Source organism: Streptomyces himalayensis subsp. himalayensis (genome assembly GCF_013778455.1).
Classification (GTDB): domain Bacteria; phylum Actinomycetota; class Actinomycetes; order Streptomycetales; family Streptomycetaceae; genus Streptomyces; species Streptomyces himalayensis.
In genome coordinates this window covers 1-18,281 of record NZ_JACEHE010000033.1, presented here as the reverse complement: position 1 = coordinate 18,281, position 18,281 = coordinate 1, and the positions used below count along the sequence as shown (strand labels likewise).

At 69.8% G+C, this 18,281-nt stretch carries 16 protein-coding genes and 1 pseudogene; 8 read left to right on the top strand and 9 right to left on the bottom strand.

Annotation, left to right across the window (positions count from 1 at the left end):
• Positions 1–505: 505 nt before the first annotated feature.
• The 5 genes from H1D24_RS34680 to eno form a co-directional block, all read right to left on the bottom strand.
• Positions 506–1,414: a LysR substrate-binding domain-containing protein gene (locus H1D24_RS34680; RefSeq protein WP_181661709.1), complete on the bottom strand. Its 909-nt coding sequence runs from the start codon at positions 1,412–1,414 to the stop codon at positions 506–508.
• 199 nt (positions 1,415–1,613) lie between these two features.
• Complete coding sequence (locus H1D24_RS34675) at positions 1,614–2,723, bottom strand: alcohol dehydrogenase catalytic domain-containing protein (protein WP_181661708.1); 1,110 nt, start codon at positions 2,721–2,723, stop codon at positions 1,614–1,616.
• Positions 2,724–2,873: 150 nt separating this feature from the next.
• Positions 2,874–3,425, bottom strand: a complete 552-nt coding sequence (locus tag H1D24_RS34670) for a carboxymuconolactone decarboxylase family protein (protein ID WP_181661707.1) — start codon at positions 3,423–3,425, stop codon at positions 2,874–2,876.
• Positions 3,426–3,459: 34 nt separating this feature from the next.
• Positions 3,460–4,464, bottom strand: coding sequence for a VOC family protein (locus H1D24_RS34665; RefSeq protein ID WP_181661706.1), 1,005 nt, complete (start codon positions 4,462–4,464; stop codon positions 3,460–3,462).
• 60 nt (positions 4,465–4,524) lie between these two features.
• Complete coding sequence (gene eno / locus H1D24_RS34660; protein ID WP_181661705.1) at positions 4,525–5,835, bottom strand: phosphopyruvate hydratase; 1,311 nt, start codon at positions 5,833–5,835, stop codon at positions 4,525–4,527.
• Positions 5,836–6,363: 528 nt separating this feature from the next.
• On the opposite strand from eno, the gene H1D24_RS34655 reads away from it, so the two are divergent.
• Complete coding sequence (locus H1D24_RS34655) at positions 6,364–6,957, top strand: NADPH-dependent FMN reductase (protein WP_181661704.1); 594 nt, start codon at positions 6,364–6,366, stop codon at positions 6,955–6,957.
• Positions 6,958–7,041: 84 nt separating this feature from the next.
• On the opposite strand, the gene H1D24_RS34650 is transcribed toward H1D24_RS34655, so the two are convergent.
• A complete protein-coding gene (locus tag H1D24_RS34650; protein WP_181661703.1) occupies positions 7,042–8,073 on the bottom strand; it encodes a LacI family DNA-binding transcriptional regulator in 1,032 nt (343 codons plus the stop codon).
• 188 nt (positions 8,074–8,261) lie between these two features.
• Here H1D24_RS34650 and H1D24_RS34645 point away from each other — a divergent pair, with 188 nt between their 5' ends.
• Positions 8,262–9,041 (top strand): fumarylacetoacetate hydrolase family protein, encoded by a 780-nt coding sequence (locus tag H1D24_RS34645; RefSeq protein ID WP_181661702.1) that lies wholly within the window; start codon positions 8,262–8,264, stop codon positions 9,039–9,041.
• Positions 9,042–9,207: 166 nt separating this feature from the next.
• Here the strand turns inward: H1D24_RS34645 and H1D24_RS34640 are convergent, their stop codons facing one another.
• On the bottom strand, positions 9,208–10,476 hold the full coding sequence (locus tag H1D24_RS34640) for an MFS transporter (RefSeq protein ID WP_181661701.1): 1,269 nt from the start codon (positions 10,474–10,476) through the stop codon (positions 9,208–9,210).
• A 761-nt stretch (positions 10,477–11,237) separates the two neighbouring features.
• Here H1D24_RS34640 and H1D24_RS34635 point away from each other — a divergent pair.
• The 6 genes and pseudogenes from H1D24_RS34635 to H1D24_RS41860 all read left to right on the top strand — a co-directional run bounded on the left by H1D24_RS34635 (position 11,238) and on the right by H1D24_RS41860 (position 15,801).
• Complete coding sequence (locus tag H1D24_RS34635) at positions 11,238–12,242, top strand: C-terminal binding protein (protein ID WP_181661700.1); 1,005 nt, start codon at positions 11,238–11,240, stop codon at positions 12,240–12,242.
• Entirely contained in the window at positions 12,239–13,297 is a 1,059-nt protein-coding gene (locus H1D24_RS34630; RefSeq protein WP_181661699.1) for a phosphotransferase family protein, read from the top strand. Before H1D24_RS34635 ends, H1D24_RS34630 begins: the two co-directional genes overlap by 4 nt.
• 66 nt (positions 13,298–13,363) lie before the next feature.
• A complete protein-coding gene (locus H1D24_RS34625) occupies positions 13,364–13,894 on the top strand; it encodes a cupin domain-containing protein (protein WP_181661698.1) in 531 nt (176 codons plus the stop codon).
• A gap of 65 nt (positions 13,895–13,959) precedes the next feature.
• Positions 13,960–14,283 (top strand): annotated as a pseudogene (locus H1D24_RS41865) (oxidoreductase); the annotation flags it as partial.
• Positions 14,263–15,306 carry a family 43 glycosylhydrolase gene (locus tag H1D24_RS43040; protein ID WP_309484557.1) on the top strand — a complete coding sequence of 348 codons (1,044 nt, stop codon included), beginning with the start codon at positions 14,263–14,265 and terminating at the stop codon, positions 15,304–15,306. The pseudogene H1D24_RS41865 and the gene H1D24_RS43040, both read left to right, overlap by 21 nt.
• Before the next feature lie 87 nt (positions 15,307–15,393).
• Complete coding sequence (locus H1D24_RS41860) at positions 15,394–15,801, top strand: beta-xylosidase family glycoside hydrolase (protein ID WP_258564552.1); 408 nt, start codon at positions 15,394–15,396, stop codon at positions 15,799–15,801.
• Positions 15,802–15,813: 12 nt separating this feature from the next.
• Here the strand turns inward: H1D24_RS41860 and H1D24_RS34615 are convergent, their stop codons facing one another.
• Complete coding sequence (locus H1D24_RS34615) at positions 15,814–16,683, bottom strand: PaaX family transcriptional regulator (RefSeq protein ID WP_181661747.1); 870 nt, start codon at positions 16,681–16,683, stop codon at positions 15,814–15,816.
• A 74-nt stretch (positions 16,684–16,757) separates the two neighbouring features.
• Positions 16,758–18,149: a DUF6351 family protein gene (locus H1D24_RS34610; RefSeq protein ID WP_309484553.1), complete on the bottom strand. Its 1,392-nt coding sequence runs from the start codon at positions 18,147–18,149 to the stop codon at positions 16,758–16,760.
• Positions 18,150–18,281 lie beyond the last annotated feature (132 nt).

Sequence of the window (18,281 nt, the reverse complement as noted above, 5' to 3'; positions counted from 1 at the left end):
CGTCCGACGGCGTCGACCGACGCCGCCACGGTCTGTGGTTCCGTGTTGAGCGTAGGCCGGGCGTACCCCCTCTGACCTGCTCCGATGGTGCGTCTTCCGCGCACAAACATGCGTCGGTTCGTCGTTGACCGGCCGTACCGCGCAGAGCCACGCTGATCACGACCAGGGCGGGCCGGACGGCCGGAGAGGCGAGCACGAGGAGGCGGTCGCGGGCGTCGGGGACGGCATCCCGCGGACGGACGTGACGGCGCTGCCGGGGAGTCGGCGGAGGCACCCTGAACAGACTTCGGACCAGGACGAGGGCGGCATCCTCCACCGCCTGCGTTGGTTCCGCGGCACCACCGAGGACGGCATGGCCTTCGCACGCTTCCTCGAGATGCACGCCCCTGGTGGTCGACCACGCGCCGGTGCGGCGGCGGTCACGGAGATCTCGGTCCAGCCGTCTGCGGTACGACCTGTGACCGGGGGTCAGGCCTTCGCCGGACGCCCGCCGGGGACCGCGGCTTCAGCCGACGGCGACCGTGGCGGCGGCCGCCTCCCGCAGACGGCGGATCACGCCGCGAACCGCGGGCGAGGCCTCACCCCTGCGGTAGGCGCCGACCAGCCGGGTGGTCAGCGGTACGTCCGCCAGCGGACGGTAGGCCACTCCCGCGATCTGCACGCGGCGCAGTGACTCGGGGACCAGAGCCACTGCGAGACCACCGCCCACCAGCGTCAAGGCCGCGATGAAATCCCGCACCGGGGGAGCACACCGCGGGCTGAACCTCCCCTGCTCCGCCACCTCGAGGATTTGGTCGCGGCAGCCGTACTCCTCGTCGAAGTGCGGGGCCACGAACAACTCGTCGCGCAGCTCGGCCGCCGGTACCGCCTCGTACGCGGCCAGTGGCGCGCCGGCCGGCAGCGCCAGGACGACCTCTTCGGTGAGCAGGCAGGTCGCCGTGACTTCGGGCGGGTACTCCGGCCTCCAGCGCAGGAAGCCGACGTCGATGTCCCCGCAGGCCAGCGCTTCCAGTTGGGCCGGTGTCTCCATCTCGCACACCTGCACCGTCAGCTCGGTACCAGGGGCCGCGCAGCGGGTGAGGACGTCGGTCAGCACTCCGGAGAACGCGGCCGAGGCGACGTACGCGATCTGGGCGTGCCCCAGCTCCCCGCGGCCGGCCCGCCGGCCCACGGCCTCGGCACGGGCGGCCTGGGCGAGGGTCAGCCGCGCCTCCTCGAGAAACAGCCGCCCGGCGCTGGTCAGCGCCGGGCGGGTGCGTCGTCCGCGGTCGATCAGCCGCACGCCCAGGTGCGACTCCAGCGCCCTGACCTGGGCGCTGAGCGCCGACGGAGCAAGATGCAGACGGTCCGCCGCCCTCGCGAAGTGCAGTTCCTCCGCGACGGTGACGAACGATTCCAGCCAGCGCAGTTCCACCGGCTCCTCCGTCCTGCTGGGCCTGTGCTGACGATAGCACCGGCCGTGTGCACGGCCGGTGGGGAAGAACACCCCGCGGCGGCGTCAGGGCAGAACAGGATCGCCGCGGGGTGAGTACGGGGGCTCGGGGGCACTGCCGCCGGCCAAGAAGCGTCCGGACGAGCAGGGACGCCCGGATCCGCGCCTCGGGACCGGCGGTTCAGGGAATCACTACGTAGTTGCTGAATCCGCCGTCGCGGTCCGCGGCGCGTCCCGATATCGCTTCGTTGACGTTCGCGAGGGGGAAGGGCTTGGTGATCAGGTAAGACAGGTCCAGGGCTCCGGTGGCCACCATGTCGGCGACTTCCTGACCCTGCGCGGTGGTGAACCAGTTGGAGCCGATCAGCTGGACCTGCTCGTCCATGAGCCACTTCACGTCCACGGGCAGCCGGTCGGCCACGCCGCCGACGTTGACCACCTTGCCGCCCCTGCGGACGCCCTGCATGGAATCGAGCATCGTCTCCACCGGGGCCTTGGCACCCAGGGCGCTGATGACGAAGTCCGCCCCCTCGCCTCCGGTGCGGGACTTCGCCCACTCGCCGGAGGAGCCCTCGCCCAGCCGCATGACCTCGATCCGGTCCGGGGCCAGTTCCTTGACGCGCTTGAGGAGTTCCTCGTTGCGGCCGGTTCCGAGGACCTTGGAGACACCCGAGGCCAGCGCGAGGAGGGTGGAGGCGACGCCGAGGGTACCGGTGATCCCGTCGATCAGCGCGACCTGGCCGGGGCCGGCCGTGGCGTGCTTGAGGGCCCCGTAAGAGGTGCCGATGTAGCCGAGCTTGCCGGCCTGCTCGAACGTCATGTTGTCGGGGATGTTGACGATCGAGTACTGCGGCGCCGTCATGTACTCGCAGAAGCCGCCATAGGGGTAGAGGTCGAAGATCCGCTGGCCGTCTCGCGAGGTGCTGAAGTAGCCGTTCAGGGTGAAGTATCGGCACCGGCTGAGCTCGCCGCCGCGGCACACCTGGCAGCTGCCGCAGGACCGCAGAGGGCTCACATAGACCCGGTCGCCGGGCTTGGTGTTGAGCACCGCCTCGCCGACCGCCTCGACCACGCCCGCCGGGTCCAGGCCGAAGATCGCGGGGAGCTTGGGCAGCGGCTGGTGCGGGTACCAGGTGGGCCAGTTGTTGATCACGTTGGCCATGTTCGGCACGATTCCGCACGCCTTGACCCGCACCAGCACGTCGGTCGGCCGCGGGGTGGGCACGTCGATCGTGTCCACCGACATCGGCTCACCCAGAGCGTGCAGTCGTGCAGCGAGCATCTTCGCCATTGAAATACTCCTTGAAACCGCTCCGTCCCTACGATCGGGGGCGGAGACATTCTTGTCGGCGACCGAGGCGGCGGACCGGCGGCTCGGTAATCACGTCCCATGTACTGACGGGCCTTACGGCTGTATTGACGGGCCGTACGGCGCCGGGAACTACGAATTCGCGAAAGGATCCGGGCAGTTGTCCTCGAGGTCGATGTCCAGCAGACCCATGATGCGGACGCCGGAGTTGTACCAGGCGATGGACAGGGACAGTTCGACCATCTGCTTGTCCGTCAGGTGGCCGGCGGCGGCACGCCACGTCTCCTCGGAGACGTCCACCTGGAGCGTGGACTCCCGGGCGAGGCGCATGACCGCCTTCTCCGTCTCGTCGAACAGGTCGGACGACTCGAAGTCGGCCACCGCCGCGAGCTGTTCCTCGGTGAGTCCGGCCTTGAGGCCGTGCGACTGGTGGTGCGCGACCTCGTACGCGGACCGGGTCGCGTAACCCACGGTCAGAATGGCCAGTTCACGCAAGCGGGGGCTGAGGTCGGCGGCCCGCAGCGAGTTGGCGTAGGTCAGGAAGGCGTCCAGCTGGGCCGGCGCGTTGGTGAGGGCGAGGAAGATGTTCGCCGTCGGTACCTTGCGTTCGGCTTCCAGCCGGTCGTACAGGGGTTTCTGCGACTCGTCCGCGTCCTCGCGGCGTAGGTAGGGGACTCGTGCCATGGCGTCTCCTCGGGGGACGTGATCGTGCCAAAGGTCAGTGGGCGGACTGCTCGAGCAGGAACCGCTCGAGCGTCATCGGGTTCGGCTTCTCGGCCGGCGAGATCGGGGAGACGCCGGTGAACGGCGAGGCCTCGACGTACCACTTCTCCAGGGCCGGGAGGCCCCAGCGTGCGTTGGTGCTCAGCGATGCCGCGTCCCATCGGACGGGCTCGATCTCGGTGTCGATCGTCTGGTAGTGGCTGTTGAAGACCTCCACCCGGTGGCCGTCGGGGTCGCGGAGGTAGGCGAAGAGCATCCCGCCCGGACCGTGCCGTCCCGGGCCCCGCTCCACGCCGTCGCCGTAGCCGAGGATGCCCGCCCAGTCGCAGGCGGTGAAGATGTCGCGGCTCTCGGAGACGGTGTAGGCGAAGTGGTGCAGGGCAGGACCTGTGTTCTCCACGATCGCCAGGTCCAGACAGGTGCCCTTGCGGTACATGAACGCACCCAGCAACTTGTCGCCGTGCTCCAGGTACTCCGAGTTGCGGAAGCCGAGCTCACTGTAGAACGCGCACAGCTCGTAGGTGTCGGGCGCGAAAGTCTGGAAGTGGTCCAGCCGCTGCGCGTGGGCACCCTTGTAGTGCTCGAAGTCGATGTGCAGCCTCGGCCGTGTCTCCATGTGCGCGCAGAGTTCCAGCGGCGTACCGATGGGGTCGCTGACATGCAGGGTGCGGCCCTGGTACGGCATGTCGACCCATTCCGCGGGCAGCCCGCGGTCGCGGAACCAGCCGTAGGCGATGTCGAGGTCCTCGTCGAAGAAGACCCGGAAACCGATCCTCTTGGCGGCACCGGCGCCCTCTTCGTCCAGCTCCAGCACGAGGCTGTGGTGGCAGGCCTCGGCGAGACCGCGGAGGTAGCAGGTGCGCTCGTCTTCGTCGCTGACGACGAGGCCCAGGGCGTTCACGTAGAAGTTCCGGCTCTCGGCCAGGTCGGCCACGGTGAGGCGCACATGGCTGGTTCGGGTGATGTTGAAACTCGGGCGCAGATTGACGGGTGGCAGCATGCTGGTCTCCGTGCTCCGATCGGCTCTGGATTTCGATGACTTTAATTCTTCGAAGCTGTTTTACGGCTTGGTCGGGGAGGACCCGGATCCGGCGAATGTGAAGGCGGACCATCCGCTGAATACGGCGGATTCACCGAGGGACTCCTCGATACGCAGAACCTCGTTCCACTTGGCCATGCGCTCGGAGCGGGTGAACGAGCCCACCTTCAGCTGGCCCGCGTCCCAACCGACACTCAGGTGCGCGATGGTGACGTCCTCTGTTTCCCCGGACCGGGCCGAGACGATCGTGCCGAAACCGGCATCCTTTCCGGCGCGCAGGGCCTGGAAGGACTCCGTGACCGTACCGGCCTGGTTCGGCTTGACGAGCACGGCGTTCGCCGCCCCGCTGGTGGCCGCCGCCTCCACCCGCTTGGCGTTCGTGACCAGGTAGTCGTCGCCGATCACCTGGCAGCGGTCGCCGTAGAGCCGCGTGAACTCCACCATTCCCTCGTGGTCGTCCTCACCCACCGGGTCCTCGACGGAGAGAATCGGGTACTGCTCGATCCAGCTGCCCAGCATGTCGATCAGCGCCCCGGTGTCCAGCGTGCGGTCGTCCAGGGCCAGCGTGTACTTCCCGGCCCTGCCGAACTGCGAGGCCGCGATGTCCAGTGAGATGCCGACCTGGGCCGAGGGTGTGAAGCCCGCGTCCTCGATGGCCCGGGTCAGCGTCTCCAGGGCCTCCTCGTTGGAGTCGAACGCGGGCCAGAAGCCGCCCTCGTCGGCCACGCCCTGGGCCTTCCCCGCCTTGCGCATCAGGCTGCCGGCGGCCCGGTAGATCTCCGCTGTCCAGTCCAGGGCCTCGGAGAAGCTCGGTGCCGCGGGGCAGACCACCATGAAGTCCTGGACGTCGACGCGACGGTCCGCGTGGGCGCCGCCGCCGAAGATCTGGATCTCCGGCAAGGGGATGCGGACCGGCCGTCCGCCCGCCAGGTGCTGCCACAGCGGTACGCCCGCCGACGCTGCGGCGGCGTGCAGGATCGCCATGGACGTGGCCACGATCGCGTTACCGCCGAGACGGCTGCGGTCGGGGGTTCCGTCGAGGTCCACCAGAAGCCGGTCGACGGCTTCCTGGTCGGTCGCGTCGCGGTCCAGGAGGGCAGGTGCGATCTCGTGGTTCACCGAGCCCACCGCGCGGTGGACGTCGAGTCCGCCGAAGCGGCTGCCGCCGTCGCGCAGGTCGAGCGCTTCGCCCTGGCCCATCGAGGCGCCGGCCGGTGCGATGGCACGCCCGACCGCGCCATCCGCGAGGTGGGCCTCGACCTCGACGGTCGGCCGGCCGCGTGAGTCCCACACCCTGCGGCCGTAGAGCTTGGCGATCCGCGCGTCTGTCATTGCGGTGCAACCTTTCGGAGTTCGGACGATCGGGGTGATGAGCGGGGGTCCGTGCCTGCCGTTGCGGGGCGGACCTCCTCGCTGCCAGGGGCGTAGAGAGTCCTCGCGGAGTACGGGCGCGGGCGGACCTCCCGGTGCGGCACCCAGATCGGTGTGCCGGCGGCGCTGGGCGCGAGCGAAGCGTCGTACGGCTCTCTTCGTCGCCATAGCGGGGCCGGCGAGGCAATCGGAGTACGAAGGGCGATGACGAGGGTTGCTCGCCTGCCGCGGCTCTTGGAATGCTAACGATAGCGCAATCGTGCGAAGCGCGAGCGGTTCTGTCAAGAGGCGGCGGGGACTCTGATCCTGTGAGCTTGTCATTCGTTCCGGCTCCCTCGGTTCGCCCGAGCTTTCATGCTATCGTTCGCACAATTCAGTGCCCCCCGGCAAGGACTCCGGCGGACCCGCGCTCTTCCTGGACGGACGGACAGCACAGGCGGGCGCGGGTCCGCCGGGCCGGATCCCGGCAGAAAGGAAAGCGAGCCCGCTATGGCACCCGAGCCCTCTGTGGCGCCGATGACCCTCACCACTGTTGTGGCCAGCACTCGTCCCGGACGTGTGGGCAGGTCCGTCGCGGACTGGTTCACTGCCCGGGCCGCGGAGTACGACCAGTTCCAGTCGCACACCGTCGACCTGCGCGAACTCGCTCTTCCGTTCTTCGACGAGCCGCATCCGCCGGCCCTGCAGCAGTACACGAAGAGCCACACCCGCGAATGGAGCCGGATCGTCGACGCGTCGGACGCGTTCGTCTTCGTCACCCCGGAGTACAACGGCAGCTTCCCGGCCCCCCTGAAGAACGCTTGGGACTACCTCGTCGTGGAGTGGCAGCACAAGCCGGCCGCGTTTGTCAGCTACGGAGGCGTCTCGGCGGGCACCCGGGCGGTGCAGATGGCCAAGCAGGTCGTGGCGAACCTCAGGATGCTGCCGATCGGTCCGACCGTGAGCATCCCGTTCGTCAATGAACGCATCGAGGACGGCGCTTTCCGGTCCGGCAAGATACACGAGGCTGCTGCCGAGCAGGTGCTCGACGAACTCGCGCGCACCGCCCGGGTCATGCGTCGGCTGCGCAGCGGAACGTACTGACGCGGCGCCGAAAACACGAAGGCGCCCGGGGCACTGCGCTCCGGGCGCCTTCCGTGTCTGCGGGTGAGGCCAGGCCGCCCATGGTCAGTCGGACCTGGACGGCGCCCGGCCGCCAGGTGGCGCCGTGCTGCCGCGCAGGATCAGCGATCCGGGAGAGACCGAGGTGTACGGGCCGTCGTTGCTCGGCTTGGTCTTGAGGCGGCGCATCAGCCACAGTGCGCAGCCGGTGGCCATCTCCTGGATCGGCAGGCCGATCGTGGTGAGTCCGGGGCCCCACCAGGAGAACCCCGGCTCGTCCCCGAACCCGACCACGGACAGTTCTCCGGGCACCTTCACGCCCTGCTCGGACAACTCCTCCAGGACACCGAGGGTGAGCTGGATCGATCCCAGTACGAGCGCGGTGGGCGCGTCCCGCCCCTGCAGCAGCCGGCGTACCGCGTCGCGGCCGTGCTCGACCGACGACGGCGGCCCCAGCTCCGTGTACCCGGCATCGTCCGGCAGGCCGCCTTCGCGCAGGGCGCTGCGGAAGCCGCGCAGACGCTCCGCGCCGGTGGGCAGCTCCTCGGGGCCGCCCAGATAAGCGATGCGCGTGTGGCCCAGGGTCACCAGGTGGGCCGTGGCCTGGCGCAGGGCCTCGTGGTCGTCCACGCCGAACCACTGGGAACCGAGTGACGGGTGCCGGCGCAGCAGCTGCAGGTGCGGCACCGTGCGCAGGAGCTTGACGGAGTCGGCGTGCGGGCGCGCGGTAGGCACGATGATGACGCCCGCCACGCGGTTCGCGGACAACTCCCGAAGATGGCGCAGCTCCACCATCCGGTCGTCGTCGGTCTCCGAGAGCATGAGCTGGAAGCCCTCGGCCTCCATGTTCTTGGACAGCTCGTGCGCGATGGTCGAGTAGAAGCTGTTGCGGATGTCCGGGATCACCAGCGCGACCACGTTGCTGGACGCTCCGCGCATCATCCGCGCCGCGCGGTTGCCGACGTACCCCATCTCGGAAGCGGCCTGGCGGACCCGGAACTTGGTCTCCTCGCTGATGCGGGGATCGTCGGCGAGTGCCCGGCCGACCGTGGAGACGGAGACCCCCAGGCGTTCGGCGATGTCCCTGGTCGTGATCACGTAAGGGGCCCCCTCGAGTGACTGGTCCCGTGCCGTTACTTTCCGTTTGCCAACGATAGCGCTCTCGTCGCGCTCTGTGGTCGGATGTATTGGGGCGTCGGGTTTGATCATTACTCCGTGCTAACGTTAGCACCAACTGCTGGATAGGCCGTGCAGCCGCCCGCGGCTGCCTAGTTGCGGAGGTTTCCGTGCGGATCGTCAGGTATGCCGTCGGCAGCGTGCGTCAATACGGAGAACTCGAAGCCGGTGACGCCAGAATCGCCAGATTCGAGGGCGATCCCTTCACTGGGCTGACCCCTACGGGCCACGTCGACGAAGTCGGCGATGTGGTCATTCTCCCGCCGCTCGAGCGGCCCCGGATCTTCGGGTTCGCCTACAACTACGCCTCGCACATCGACGAGACCGACCGCGAGGTTCCGGAAGTTCCTGTGTGCTTCGTGAAGCCGAGCACTGCGGTGATAGGGCCTGATGATGCCATCGTCTATCCCGCGGATGGTGAACTGATCCATTTCGAGGGCGAGTTGGTCGTCGTCATCGGAAAGGAAGCCCGCCATGTGAAGCCATCGGAGGCCCACGAGTACATCCTCGGCTATACGTGCGGCAATGACGTCAGCGACCGCATCATCCAGCGCAAGGAAAGCCAATTCGGCACGCTTCTGATCGGGAAGGGGCAGGACACTTTCGCTCCCCTCGGACCGGTCATCGCGACCGACCTCGACCCCTCGGGACTGTCGCTGACGACCCGTGTGAACGGCACCGTCATGCAGTCGGCGAGCACGGCCGACCTGCTGCTCGCCGTTCCCGACATCGTCGCCTACCTCAGCCGCTACCTGACGCTGCTGCCCGGAGACGCGATCATGACCGGTACGCCTTCCGGCGTAGGGCCGATCCGCCCCGGAGACGAGATCGAGGTGGAGATCGAGGGCCTCGGCGTCCTGCGCAACCCGGTCGTGGCCGAGAGCCTCTGACTCCGGATGCGTTCAGGCTGACCGTTCGCGGGGCCTGTCGACCGCTCGGCGGTGGGCAGGCTCTGTGGCGTGGGGCGGTATGTTCCGTGTTCTGCCGGTGGTATGTCACCGTGGTGCACCGGGCCTACGCCCGGTGCACCACGGTGACAATTGTCCGGCCGGCTTGCTAGCGAACCGCGTTGTTGAACTGCGAGGGGCGGACGAAGGCCAAGGCCGCGACGCCCACCAGCGGCAGGAGGGTGACCTGCAGGAGCCCGGCCTGGTCCCAGCCCAAGGAGTCCACCAGGGTCGCGAAGAGAAGGCCCGAGAACGCCGCCGGTCCGTAGTAGCTGGTGACGAAGAGACCGGAGGCGCGTCCGATCTGCGACGGACGGACGGCCCGCTGCATCGCGCTGTTGGTGTTGGGGTAGATGAAGCCCAGGCCGAAGGCACCCATGAGGAAGGCGAACACGCACTGCACGCCGACTCCGGCCTGTGTCTCGTAGATGCACACGCTGATGGCGGAGACGGCCAGCAGGCTCAGGATCAGCAGGTTGCGCTGGTTCACGCGGTCGCCGAGCCAGCCGCCGAAAACGGCCAGCATGCCGCCGAAACCGAGGAAGCTCATGGCCAGTGCGGCCTGCCCAGCGGTGTAGTGCAGCGAGGTGATGAGGTACGTCGGGTAGAGGCCGAGGAACCCGTAGATGGCCACACCGCTGACGACGGAGTGGACGGCCAGCGCGATGGTGTTGCGGTTGTAGGCGGAGGCCGGCATGTACTCGTAGGTCTTGGTCGAGACGACCTTCTCGACGGAGTGCTCGGTCAGACCGGTTTTCACGAGGAACAGGGAGGCGGCGGCGATCAGCAGCCCGGCCGCGCCGAACAGATAGAACGGCGAGTGCCAGGTGCCGTGCATGCTCATGAGCTGGACGCCGATCAGCGGGGCGATGAACACGCCGACGGAGTAGCCCAGGCCGATGACGCCGAAGGCGAGGCCCCGCCGGTGGACGAAGAAGGCCCCCATCGCCGCGAAGATGGCGGCGGACTGCATGCCCTCACCGAAGCCGGAGACGACCCGGTACAGGGTCATGTCGGCGAAACCGGTCGCCAGCGGCGTGGCCATCGTGCCCAGGGAGTAGATCACGATGCTCGCCAGCAGCACGGTCTTGCGGCGGAAGCGGTCGAGGAGGTAGCCCGCGGGCAGGCCGGCCAGGGCCATGCCGAGGGTGAAGTTCGTCGCCAGCAGCCCGCCCTGTTCCAGCGAGAACCCGTACTCCTCACGGATGTTGGGCAGCAGTGGGGGGAAGACCTGGCGGTCCATCGCGTTGACCATGTAGGAGAGGACGATCAGCAGGAAGCCCATCCCGATCATGGGGCGGGAAATGGAGGGCCGGCTGCTTTCCTGTGTTTCGCCGGCGGGCACCGCACTGGTGTCGACTTGCGCTGCGTGAGTCATAGCGGCTCCTGAAGAGGAATGGGCCACGGCGGGCCGCGGCGGGTCCATCGCCGTACGGGGCCGTACGGGCGATGACGAGAAGCGGTGAGCTGAACACGGACGCGAGTCGGCGGCGGCGACGCTGCCGCCGACTCGCGGAATGGGGGCGGTGGGCTCTCGCGCGGGCGGGCGCCGCATGCGGAATTCAGCCGTATATCGCCCGTCTGGGACGTCCGTGGCTATGGCGTCTTCGACAGCCGGACCTCGTGTAGACACTTATCGGCCACACGGTCGGCGTTGGCAGAAACCCTGAAGGGAAGTCCCCGGCGCGTCAAGATGTGAACAGCGGATTTCTTCGGCCGTCCTCGTTTTCCCTGTGGTGACCGGGGTTTTTCCTGTGGTGATCGGGTTCCTCGTCCCGGCCGGGCCCTGCCGCAGGGGGTTCCGGCGATCGGGCGTACGCCGCACTCTTGACGCATTGAAGACCTCCGGTGCTATCGTTAGCATCACGTGGCTGTGACAAAGTGATTCAACGTGCCCCGGCATCTCGTGACCTGTTCCAGGGACGTACTGCGGCGCCTCCTCGACCACAAGTCGGCGAGCGCCGGCCACCCGATCCGAGCCCCGCGACCCTCTCCAACCACCCATGGCGGCCGACGGCCCCATCGGACATGCCTACGGCCGCCCTGCAGGGTGGTGATCAAACCTGCTGACCGCATGCGGCCGGGCGTGACGCCCGGCCGTCCGCTGCGAGACGCACGATTCTGCGAGGACGACCTGCCATGAAACCTTCGAGCCGCCCGGCCACCGTGCTGCTCACCGACTACGCCTGGCCCGACGACTCGGTCGAGCGATCGGTCATCGAGGAGGCGGGTCACACCCTCGTGACCGGACCCGCGGAGCCCGCCTCCGCCGAGGCCATCGAGGAGTTGGTCGCCGAGCACCGGCCCGCCGGGATCCTCACCTGCTGGGCGCCCGTCTCCGCCACCGCGATCGGCGCCGCGCCGGATCTGCGGATCGTGGCCAGGCTCGGCGTCGGCCTCGACAACATCGCCGTGGACGCCGCCACCGAGCAGGGCGTCTGGGTCACCAACGTGCCGGACTACTGTGTCGAGGAGGTCTCGGACCACGCCGTGGGCATGGTGCTGGCCTGGACGCGAGGCCTTGCCGTGTTCGACCGGGAGGTCCGTGCTGGTCGCTGGGACCCTGCCAGCGCCCGGCTGCGCCGGCTGTCGACGCTGACCTGCGGCGTCGTCGGCTTCGGGCGGATCGGACGCGCCACCGTGCGCAAGCTCGGTGCGTTCGGCTGCCGGATCCTGGCCCACGATCCCTTCCCGCCGAAGGAGGCCCCTGGGGTGGAGATGGTGGGCCTGGATGAACTGCTGCGCCGCAGCGACGTGGTGATCCTCCACGTGCCGCTCACGCCCGGCACTCACCACATCATCGGCGCCGAGCAGCTGGGGCTGATGAAGCCGGGCGGCCTGCTGGTCAACGTCAGCAGGGGCGGCCTGGTGGACACCGACGCGGTCGTCAAGGCGCTGGACAACGGGCAGCTGGCCGCAGCCGCCTTCGACGTACTGGAGAACGAACCGCACGTCCCCGCCGCGCTGTTGGACCAGCCGGGCGCGCTGCTCACCCCGCACGTCGCCTTCTCCTCCGACGCCTCGGTCACGGAACTGCGCCGCCGCGCCGCCGAGGAGGTCGTACGGATCCTGGCCGGCGAGGCGCCGGCCCACGCCTGCAACAGCCCCCGCGGTCTGGCCGCCGGGTCGGGTGACCGGCGATGAGCCCGACCTCCGCGCAGGTGAGCCCGGACCCCGTGCCCGACACCGCCCTGGCCGACTTCCTGATCGGCCACAAGCTCGCAGGACCCGGCGAAGCCGGGCGCTGGACGCCGCTGGCCGGTGGTGTCTCCTCCGACCTGTGGCGGGTGGACCTGCCGGGCCGCTCCCTGTGCGTCAAGAGGGCTCTGGCGAAGCTGCGGGTCGCCGCCGACTGGCAGGCACCCGTGTCTCGCAACGCCTACGAATGGGCGTGGATGCGGTTCGCGTCCCGGCACCGGCCGGACAGCGTGCCGGAGCTGTTGGCCCACGACGCCGACGCCGGCCTGTTCGCGATGGCGTACCTGCCCCCCGAGCGGTACCCCATATGGAAGGCACAGCTGCTGCGCGGCGAGGTGCGGGTGGCGACCGCGGCCGCCGTCGGAGAGCTGCTCGGCACCCTGCACGCGGCGAGCGCGGGCGACGCCGCCCTCGCCGCGGAGTTCGCCACCGACGACAACTTCCACGCGCTGCGCATCGAGCCGTACCTGCTGGCCACCGCGGCGGCGCACCCCGGTCTGGGCGATGTCCTCCAGGGCATCGCCGAGCGCACGGCCACCACACACCTGGCTCTGGTACACGGCGACGTCAGTCCCAAGAACATCCTCGTCGGCCCGTCGGGGCCCGTGCTGCTGGACGCCGAGTGCGCCTGGTACGGAGACCCGGCTTTCGACCTGGCCTTCTGCGTCAACCATCTGCTCCTCAAGAGCCTGGTGGTGCCCGGTCGCCGCACCGAACTCCTGCGGTCGGCCCGGGTGCTGGCCGAGGAGTACTTCCGCTGCGCCAACTGGGAGCCGCGGGCGGCCCTTGAGGCGCGGGCCGCGTCACTGCTGCCGGCGCTGCTGCTCGCCCGTGTGGACGGCAAGTCCCCGGTGGAGTACCTCACGGACGACCGGCACCGATTGTGCGTACGCACGGTGGCATCGGCCCTGCTGCGAGCGCCCGCCCCCACGGTGGCGAACGTGCTGGACGCCTGGGGAACCGCCCTTGAAGCCCCCACCGAGTCCCGCCTGCCCGACTGACAGTGACCGACTCGACGGATCCGACGGACCTGGCGGATCCGCACGGATTCGACGGAGGAGAGACCTATGCGCAGAATCGTCACCGGCCATGACGAGAACGGCAAGTCGGTCGTCGTCAGCGACGGCCCCATCCCGCGGAGCCGGGAGTTCACCAGCCTGCCGGGCTGGGTGTCCCGCCTGCCGTGGGCCACCGATCCCGGCGAACCGGTCAGCCGCACCGGGGAGGACCCCACGCCGAAGGTCACCAGCCTGCTCCCGGCGCCCGGCGGCACGCGGTTCATCGTGCTGACCTTTCCGCCCGACACCGAGATGGCCGACCCGGCGTTCGACCCCGTCGCCTTCGACCGGGAGCAGCGGGCCGATTCGCCCGGCATCGCGGAACTCATGGAGCCCGACGGCATGCACACCACGCCGACCGTGGACTACGGCATCGTGCTGCAGGGCGAGATCGTCCTCGAACTCGACGACGGCCACTGCACCCGGCTGTCGGCAGGGGACATCGTGATCCAGAACGGCACCCGCCACGCCTGGCGCAACCGCAGCGACCAACCGGTCACGATGGCCTTCGTCCTCGTCGGCGCCGAGCGCGACGGCTGACGCAGCTCGCAGGGAAGCCGGTATTGCGACGACCGGTTGAGTTGGGCGTGCGGGCGGGCGCGGCCGCACGTGTGTCCTTGTGGGCGACGGGCACCACCCCCAACACACTCTGGCTGCGCCTGGCCGGGCACGGTGACTGGCTGAACGGGGCCGGGCACGTGAAGGTCGACCGGATGCTGCAGGTCGAGGGGCGGCTGGACTTGTTCGCGGTGGGCGACGTGAACGACGTCAGCGAGCTCAAGATCACCGCTGCCGCGCTCGCCCAGGCGGACCTCGCCGCCCACAACATCCGCGCCTACCTGCACAGTTCCGGCAGGCACCGCAAACAGCCCCGCTTCTACAGGCCGATCCACCGCACCCCGCTCATCGTGCCGTTCGGCCCGGCCGACGTGTTCGAGTGGTGTGCGGGTGTGCGCCTGCACCACTCCACGGACCTGGTGCACTGGCGGCCCCTGGGCGGCGCCCTCGACAACACGCGGCTGCTGGACCTCACCGGGTGTCCGGACTCCGGCGGCGTGTGGGCGCCGAACCTCAGCTATGCCGACGGTCTGTTCCACCTCGTCTACAGCAATGTGTCCACGTACGAGGGAGGCTTCACCGACAGCCCCAACTACCTGGTCACCGCTTCCTCGATCCAAGGTCCGTGGTCCGAGCCGGAGTTGCTGCACGCGCGGGGCTTCGACGCCTCCCTGTTCCACGACGGTGCCGACAGCTGGCTGCTGAACATGGTCCACGACTGGCGCCCGGGGCATGGCGGTTCGGCGGGCCTGGAGGCGCGGCGCTACGACCGGGCCACGCGCCGCCTGACCGGTGAGCCGGTCCCCGTCGTGCTGCCGCCGCAGGCCGGCTGGATCGAGGGCCCCAACCTCTACCGCCGCGGCGAGTGGTACTACCTGCTCACCGCGGACGGCGGCACAGGCTACGAACACCAGGTCACCGTCGCCCGCTCACGCACCCTCACCGGCCTCTACGAGCGCGATCCGCAGGGCCCGCTGATCACCGCCTGCGACCACTCCGACCTGCCGCTGCAGAAGGCCGGGCACGGCAGTCTGGTGGAGGTCGGGGACGGCGAGTGGTACCTGGCCTACCTCGTCGCCCGGCCCCACGGACGACAAGGCCCGTGCGTGCTGGGCCGGGAAATCGCGCTGGCGCCCGTCGCCTGGACCGCCGACGGCTGGCCGCGCACCCCGACCGGACTGCCGGCCCCCGCCCCGGACACCACCTCGGAGACCGAGGACACGCCCTCCTGGACCGGTCCTGCGGACGGTGACGACGTCGACGGATGCGACCAGCCGGCCCTGGGCCCCAGTGGTCGACGCTGCGCCGGCCCGCGGTACCCGACTGGCTCTCCCTCTCCGAACGGCCGTCCCACCTCAGGCTTCGGGGCGGCCGGTCGCCGCAGAGCCTGGTAGGGGCCCAGCCTGGTGGCCCGCCGGGTGACGGCGGCGCGCTGCTCGTTCGAGGCGACGATGGAGTACCGGCCGCGCACGTACTAGCACCTGGCCGGGATCACGGCCTACTACAACACCCGCAACTGGTACTACCTGTACGTCACCGCGGACGACCACGGACAGGCGGTCCTGCGTGCCGCGAGCTGCGACCAGGGCGTGCTGAGCGTCGACGAAGCCGGTCAGGAGCCTCTCGGCGCCATCACCCGGCTGCGGCTCGGCCTGGACATCGACGGGGCCGACCTGCGGTTCCGCTACGACCTGGGTCGCGGCTGGCGGCCCTTCGGCCCGCCCCTCGACGCTACCGTGCTGTCCGACGAACACGCCGAACACATCGAGGACGGCCGGATCCGCTCCCTCGGCTTCACCGGAGCGTTCGTCGGCCAGTGGGCCTGGGACCTGACCGGCGGCAGTCACCACGCGGACTTCGACGAAGCGAAGTACCACACTCTCCCGTGAGACGTCGCGCAGTCACGATGTGCCGTCGTCCGGCTCCTCGGGAACGGTGTCCAGCAATTCCCCCGCCACCCGCCGGGCCGGCTCCTCCGTTTCCGCGGCGATCCGCCGGAAGGTCTCCTGGGCTGCGCGCGCGGGCCACTCCGCGGGAAGGTGGCGGGCGGGCAGCCGGGGGTCGGTACGGATGATGCCGAGCCACTCGGTGACCAGCAGCAGCCGGGTGGCGATCGGATCCGCGGCGTGGCCCTCGCCGGCCTCCAGCGCGGTCCACCGCTTGTCGAAAGCGGCATAGCGGGCGGCGATGGCCTCCAGGTCCCAGCTCTCCAGGACCATGCGGTCGACGTCGGTCGTCGCCTCGTCCGCGGACGCGTGGAAGACCTTGATCCTTTCGGCCAGTTCGAGTTCGGCGATGACACCGGAGACGTCGACCCGGCCGGGCGCGATCCACAGGCCGCTGAACAGCGCCCCGAATCCGTACCAGATCAGTCTGGAGCGCAGATCGTGCCGTTGTCGCTGCCAGGAGTCGGGCAGCGAGAAGCCGAGCAGGGTCCAGGTGCCGTCCCAGTCCTCGTTGACCGCGCCGTCCTGCCAGATCCTTCTGCCGCCGTCGCGGAGGATCCGTATCGCCTGTGGTGTGAGCCCGAAGTACATCCTGCGGCCCTGCCGCTGCCGGCGCAGCAGTCCCCGGCCCACCATGCGGGTCAGGGTGGAGCGCACGGCCTGTTCGCCGACGCCGACGCGGCCGAGTACGTCGATCATGCTGCCCGAGTACACACAGCGGCAGCCCTCTTCGAGGATGTGGTTGCCGAAGAAGGCCAGGACGAGCGACTGGGGGCGGGGCTGCGCGACACCCGTCGGTCCGCTGGGGATTTCTGTGTCTTCCACGTATTCCACGCCGGACAGCGTACGGTCCGGGCCATGGTGGCGGTGGTCGTGCCCCGTGGCCCGGACCTGCGCGGTCACGGCCGGTCGGCCGGGTGGGCCAGGTCGTAGGGACGGGGGTAGGGGGCGGGTGTGTAGCGGATGTACCGTGGCTGGCCTGCCGGGTCGGCGGCCCGGGCACGGGTGTTCAGGGCCAGAGGCCCGGTGTCTCCCCAGCGGCCGCTGGTGATCCGGTCCTCCAGGGCGTGCAGGGCGGCGAGCTGTTCGCCCGCGCTGAAGGTGCAGTGCCCTGGGGTGTCGACGTACGCCTGGCGGAGCAGCGGCGCGGAACCCGCGGCGGTGGCGGCCCTGTGGTAGGCACTCTCGACCTGAACCGGGACGAGGGCGTCACCGGTGGTGTGGATGGACAGTTCGGGCTTCCTCAGCTTGCCGGTGAAGGCGCTGGTACGGCTCATCCAGTCGACGGCGGCCGGGTCGGCGGCGATGCGGGGCGCGCGGTTCAGCGCCGCGAGATCGTTCCGCAGTGACAGACCGGCCTTCTTGTAGAGGGCGGTGACCTCCTTGTACGTCGTCGAGCGGCGCAGCATCGCGGAGTAGTCGACGCCGGTGTTCCAGGACATGCTGCCGCCCGCGCGGCTCTCGGCCTCCTGCCGCCAGACGAAGGCGGGCAGCTGCACCAGTCCGCTGAGCGCCCGGTACTGGTTGGCCTGCTGGGTGTCCCAGTCGGTGGGTCCGGGGCGTGGCTGGGAGGCGTCGTTCCACACCGGGATGTTGTGCAGCGCGGCCGCGAGGGCGATCCGGGCGCGGCCGTGGTCCGACTGCTGGGCCGTGGAGACGACGTTCGTCATGGCGTCGGCGGCCGTGGCCGCGGCGGTGCGGTCGGGGAAGCCGGTGAGGGCGATGCCGGAGTCCGGGGCGAGGAGCGTCCTGAGGGCGAAGACCGGATCGAGGGTGTTGTTCCAGTTGGCGACGCCGCCGTGGACGAGTCCGCACATGGGCAGTGAGCCGTCGATCCGTCCGGGGTGGCGTTCGGCGATGGCGGTGGTGACCAGACCGCCGTAGGAGCTCCCCCAGGCGATGGTGCGCCGTGCCTTTCCGAAGCGGGAGGTGAACACGTCGAGCGTGGCGAGCTGGTCGGGTACGGCGTCGGTGACGGCCCAGCCGGTCGTGGCGTAGGACGAGCCGATCAGCGCGTACCCCTCGTTCAGGAGCAGTTCCTTGGCGGCGGTGCCGGGGGCGTTCTGGGCGGGGTTGGGGCTCCCGGCCGGGGTGTAGCCGTGGCTGAACAGCAGCACGGTGCCGTTCCAGTCGGCCGGTACGTCGATGAGATAGGCGGCGCCGGAGGGCAGTCGGCCCTCGATGTGGGTGTCGGTGCCGGCCGCCGCCCCGACCGGGGTGGCCGGGGCGGCGAGCAGCGCCAGTGCCAGTGCCGTGAGGACGACCGTACGGACGCGGGTGCGGGTGGTCACGAGAGGACGTCCTCCTTGGCGGGCGTGTGGCTGTGGCTGTCGGCCGGCCCGCCGAGCGAGTCGCCGTGCGTCTCGCGCAGGAACAGCAGGGTCAGCGCGGTCACGGCGGCGCCGCCGCAGAGGAGCAGCGCA

Bases quoted from the DNA above. Each gene is read 5' to 3' on its own strand.
- H1D24_RS34635 (WP_181661700.1), top strand. From the start codon at position 11,238: ATGAAACCTTCGAGCCGCCCGGCCACCGTGCTGCTCACCGACTACGCC.
- H1D24_RS34675 (WP_181661708.1), bottom strand. From the start codon at position 2,723: ATGGCGAAGATGCTCGCTGCACGACTGCACGCTCTGGGTGAGCCGATG.
- eno (WP_181661705.1), bottom strand. From the start codon at position 5,835: ATGACAGACGCGCGGATCGCCAAGCTCTACGGCCGCAGGGTGTGGGAC.
- H1D24_RS34625 (WP_181661698.1), top strand. From the start codon at position 13,364: ATGCGCAGAATCGTCACCGGCCATGACGAGAACGGCAAGTCGGTCGTC.
- H1D24_RS34630 (WP_181661699.1), top strand. From the start codon at position 12,239: ATGAGCCCGACCTCCGCGCAGGTGAGCCCGGACCCCGTGCCCGACACC.
- H1D24_RS34640 (WP_181661701.1), bottom strand. From the start codon at position 10,476: ATGACTCACGCAGCGCAAGTCGACACCAGTGCGGTGCCCGCCGGCGAA.
- H1D24_RS34670 (WP_181661707.1), bottom strand. From the start codon at position 3,425: ATGGCACGAGTCCCCTACCTACGCCGCGAGGACGCGGACGAGTCGCAG.
- H1D24_RS34665 (WP_181661706.1), bottom strand. From the start codon at position 4,464: ATGCTGCCACCCGTCAATCTGCGCCCGAGTTTCAACATCACCCGAACC.
- H1D24_RS34655 (WP_181661704.1), top strand. From the start codon at position 6,364: ATGGCACCCGAGCCCTCTGTGGCGCCGATGACCCTCACCACTGTTGTG.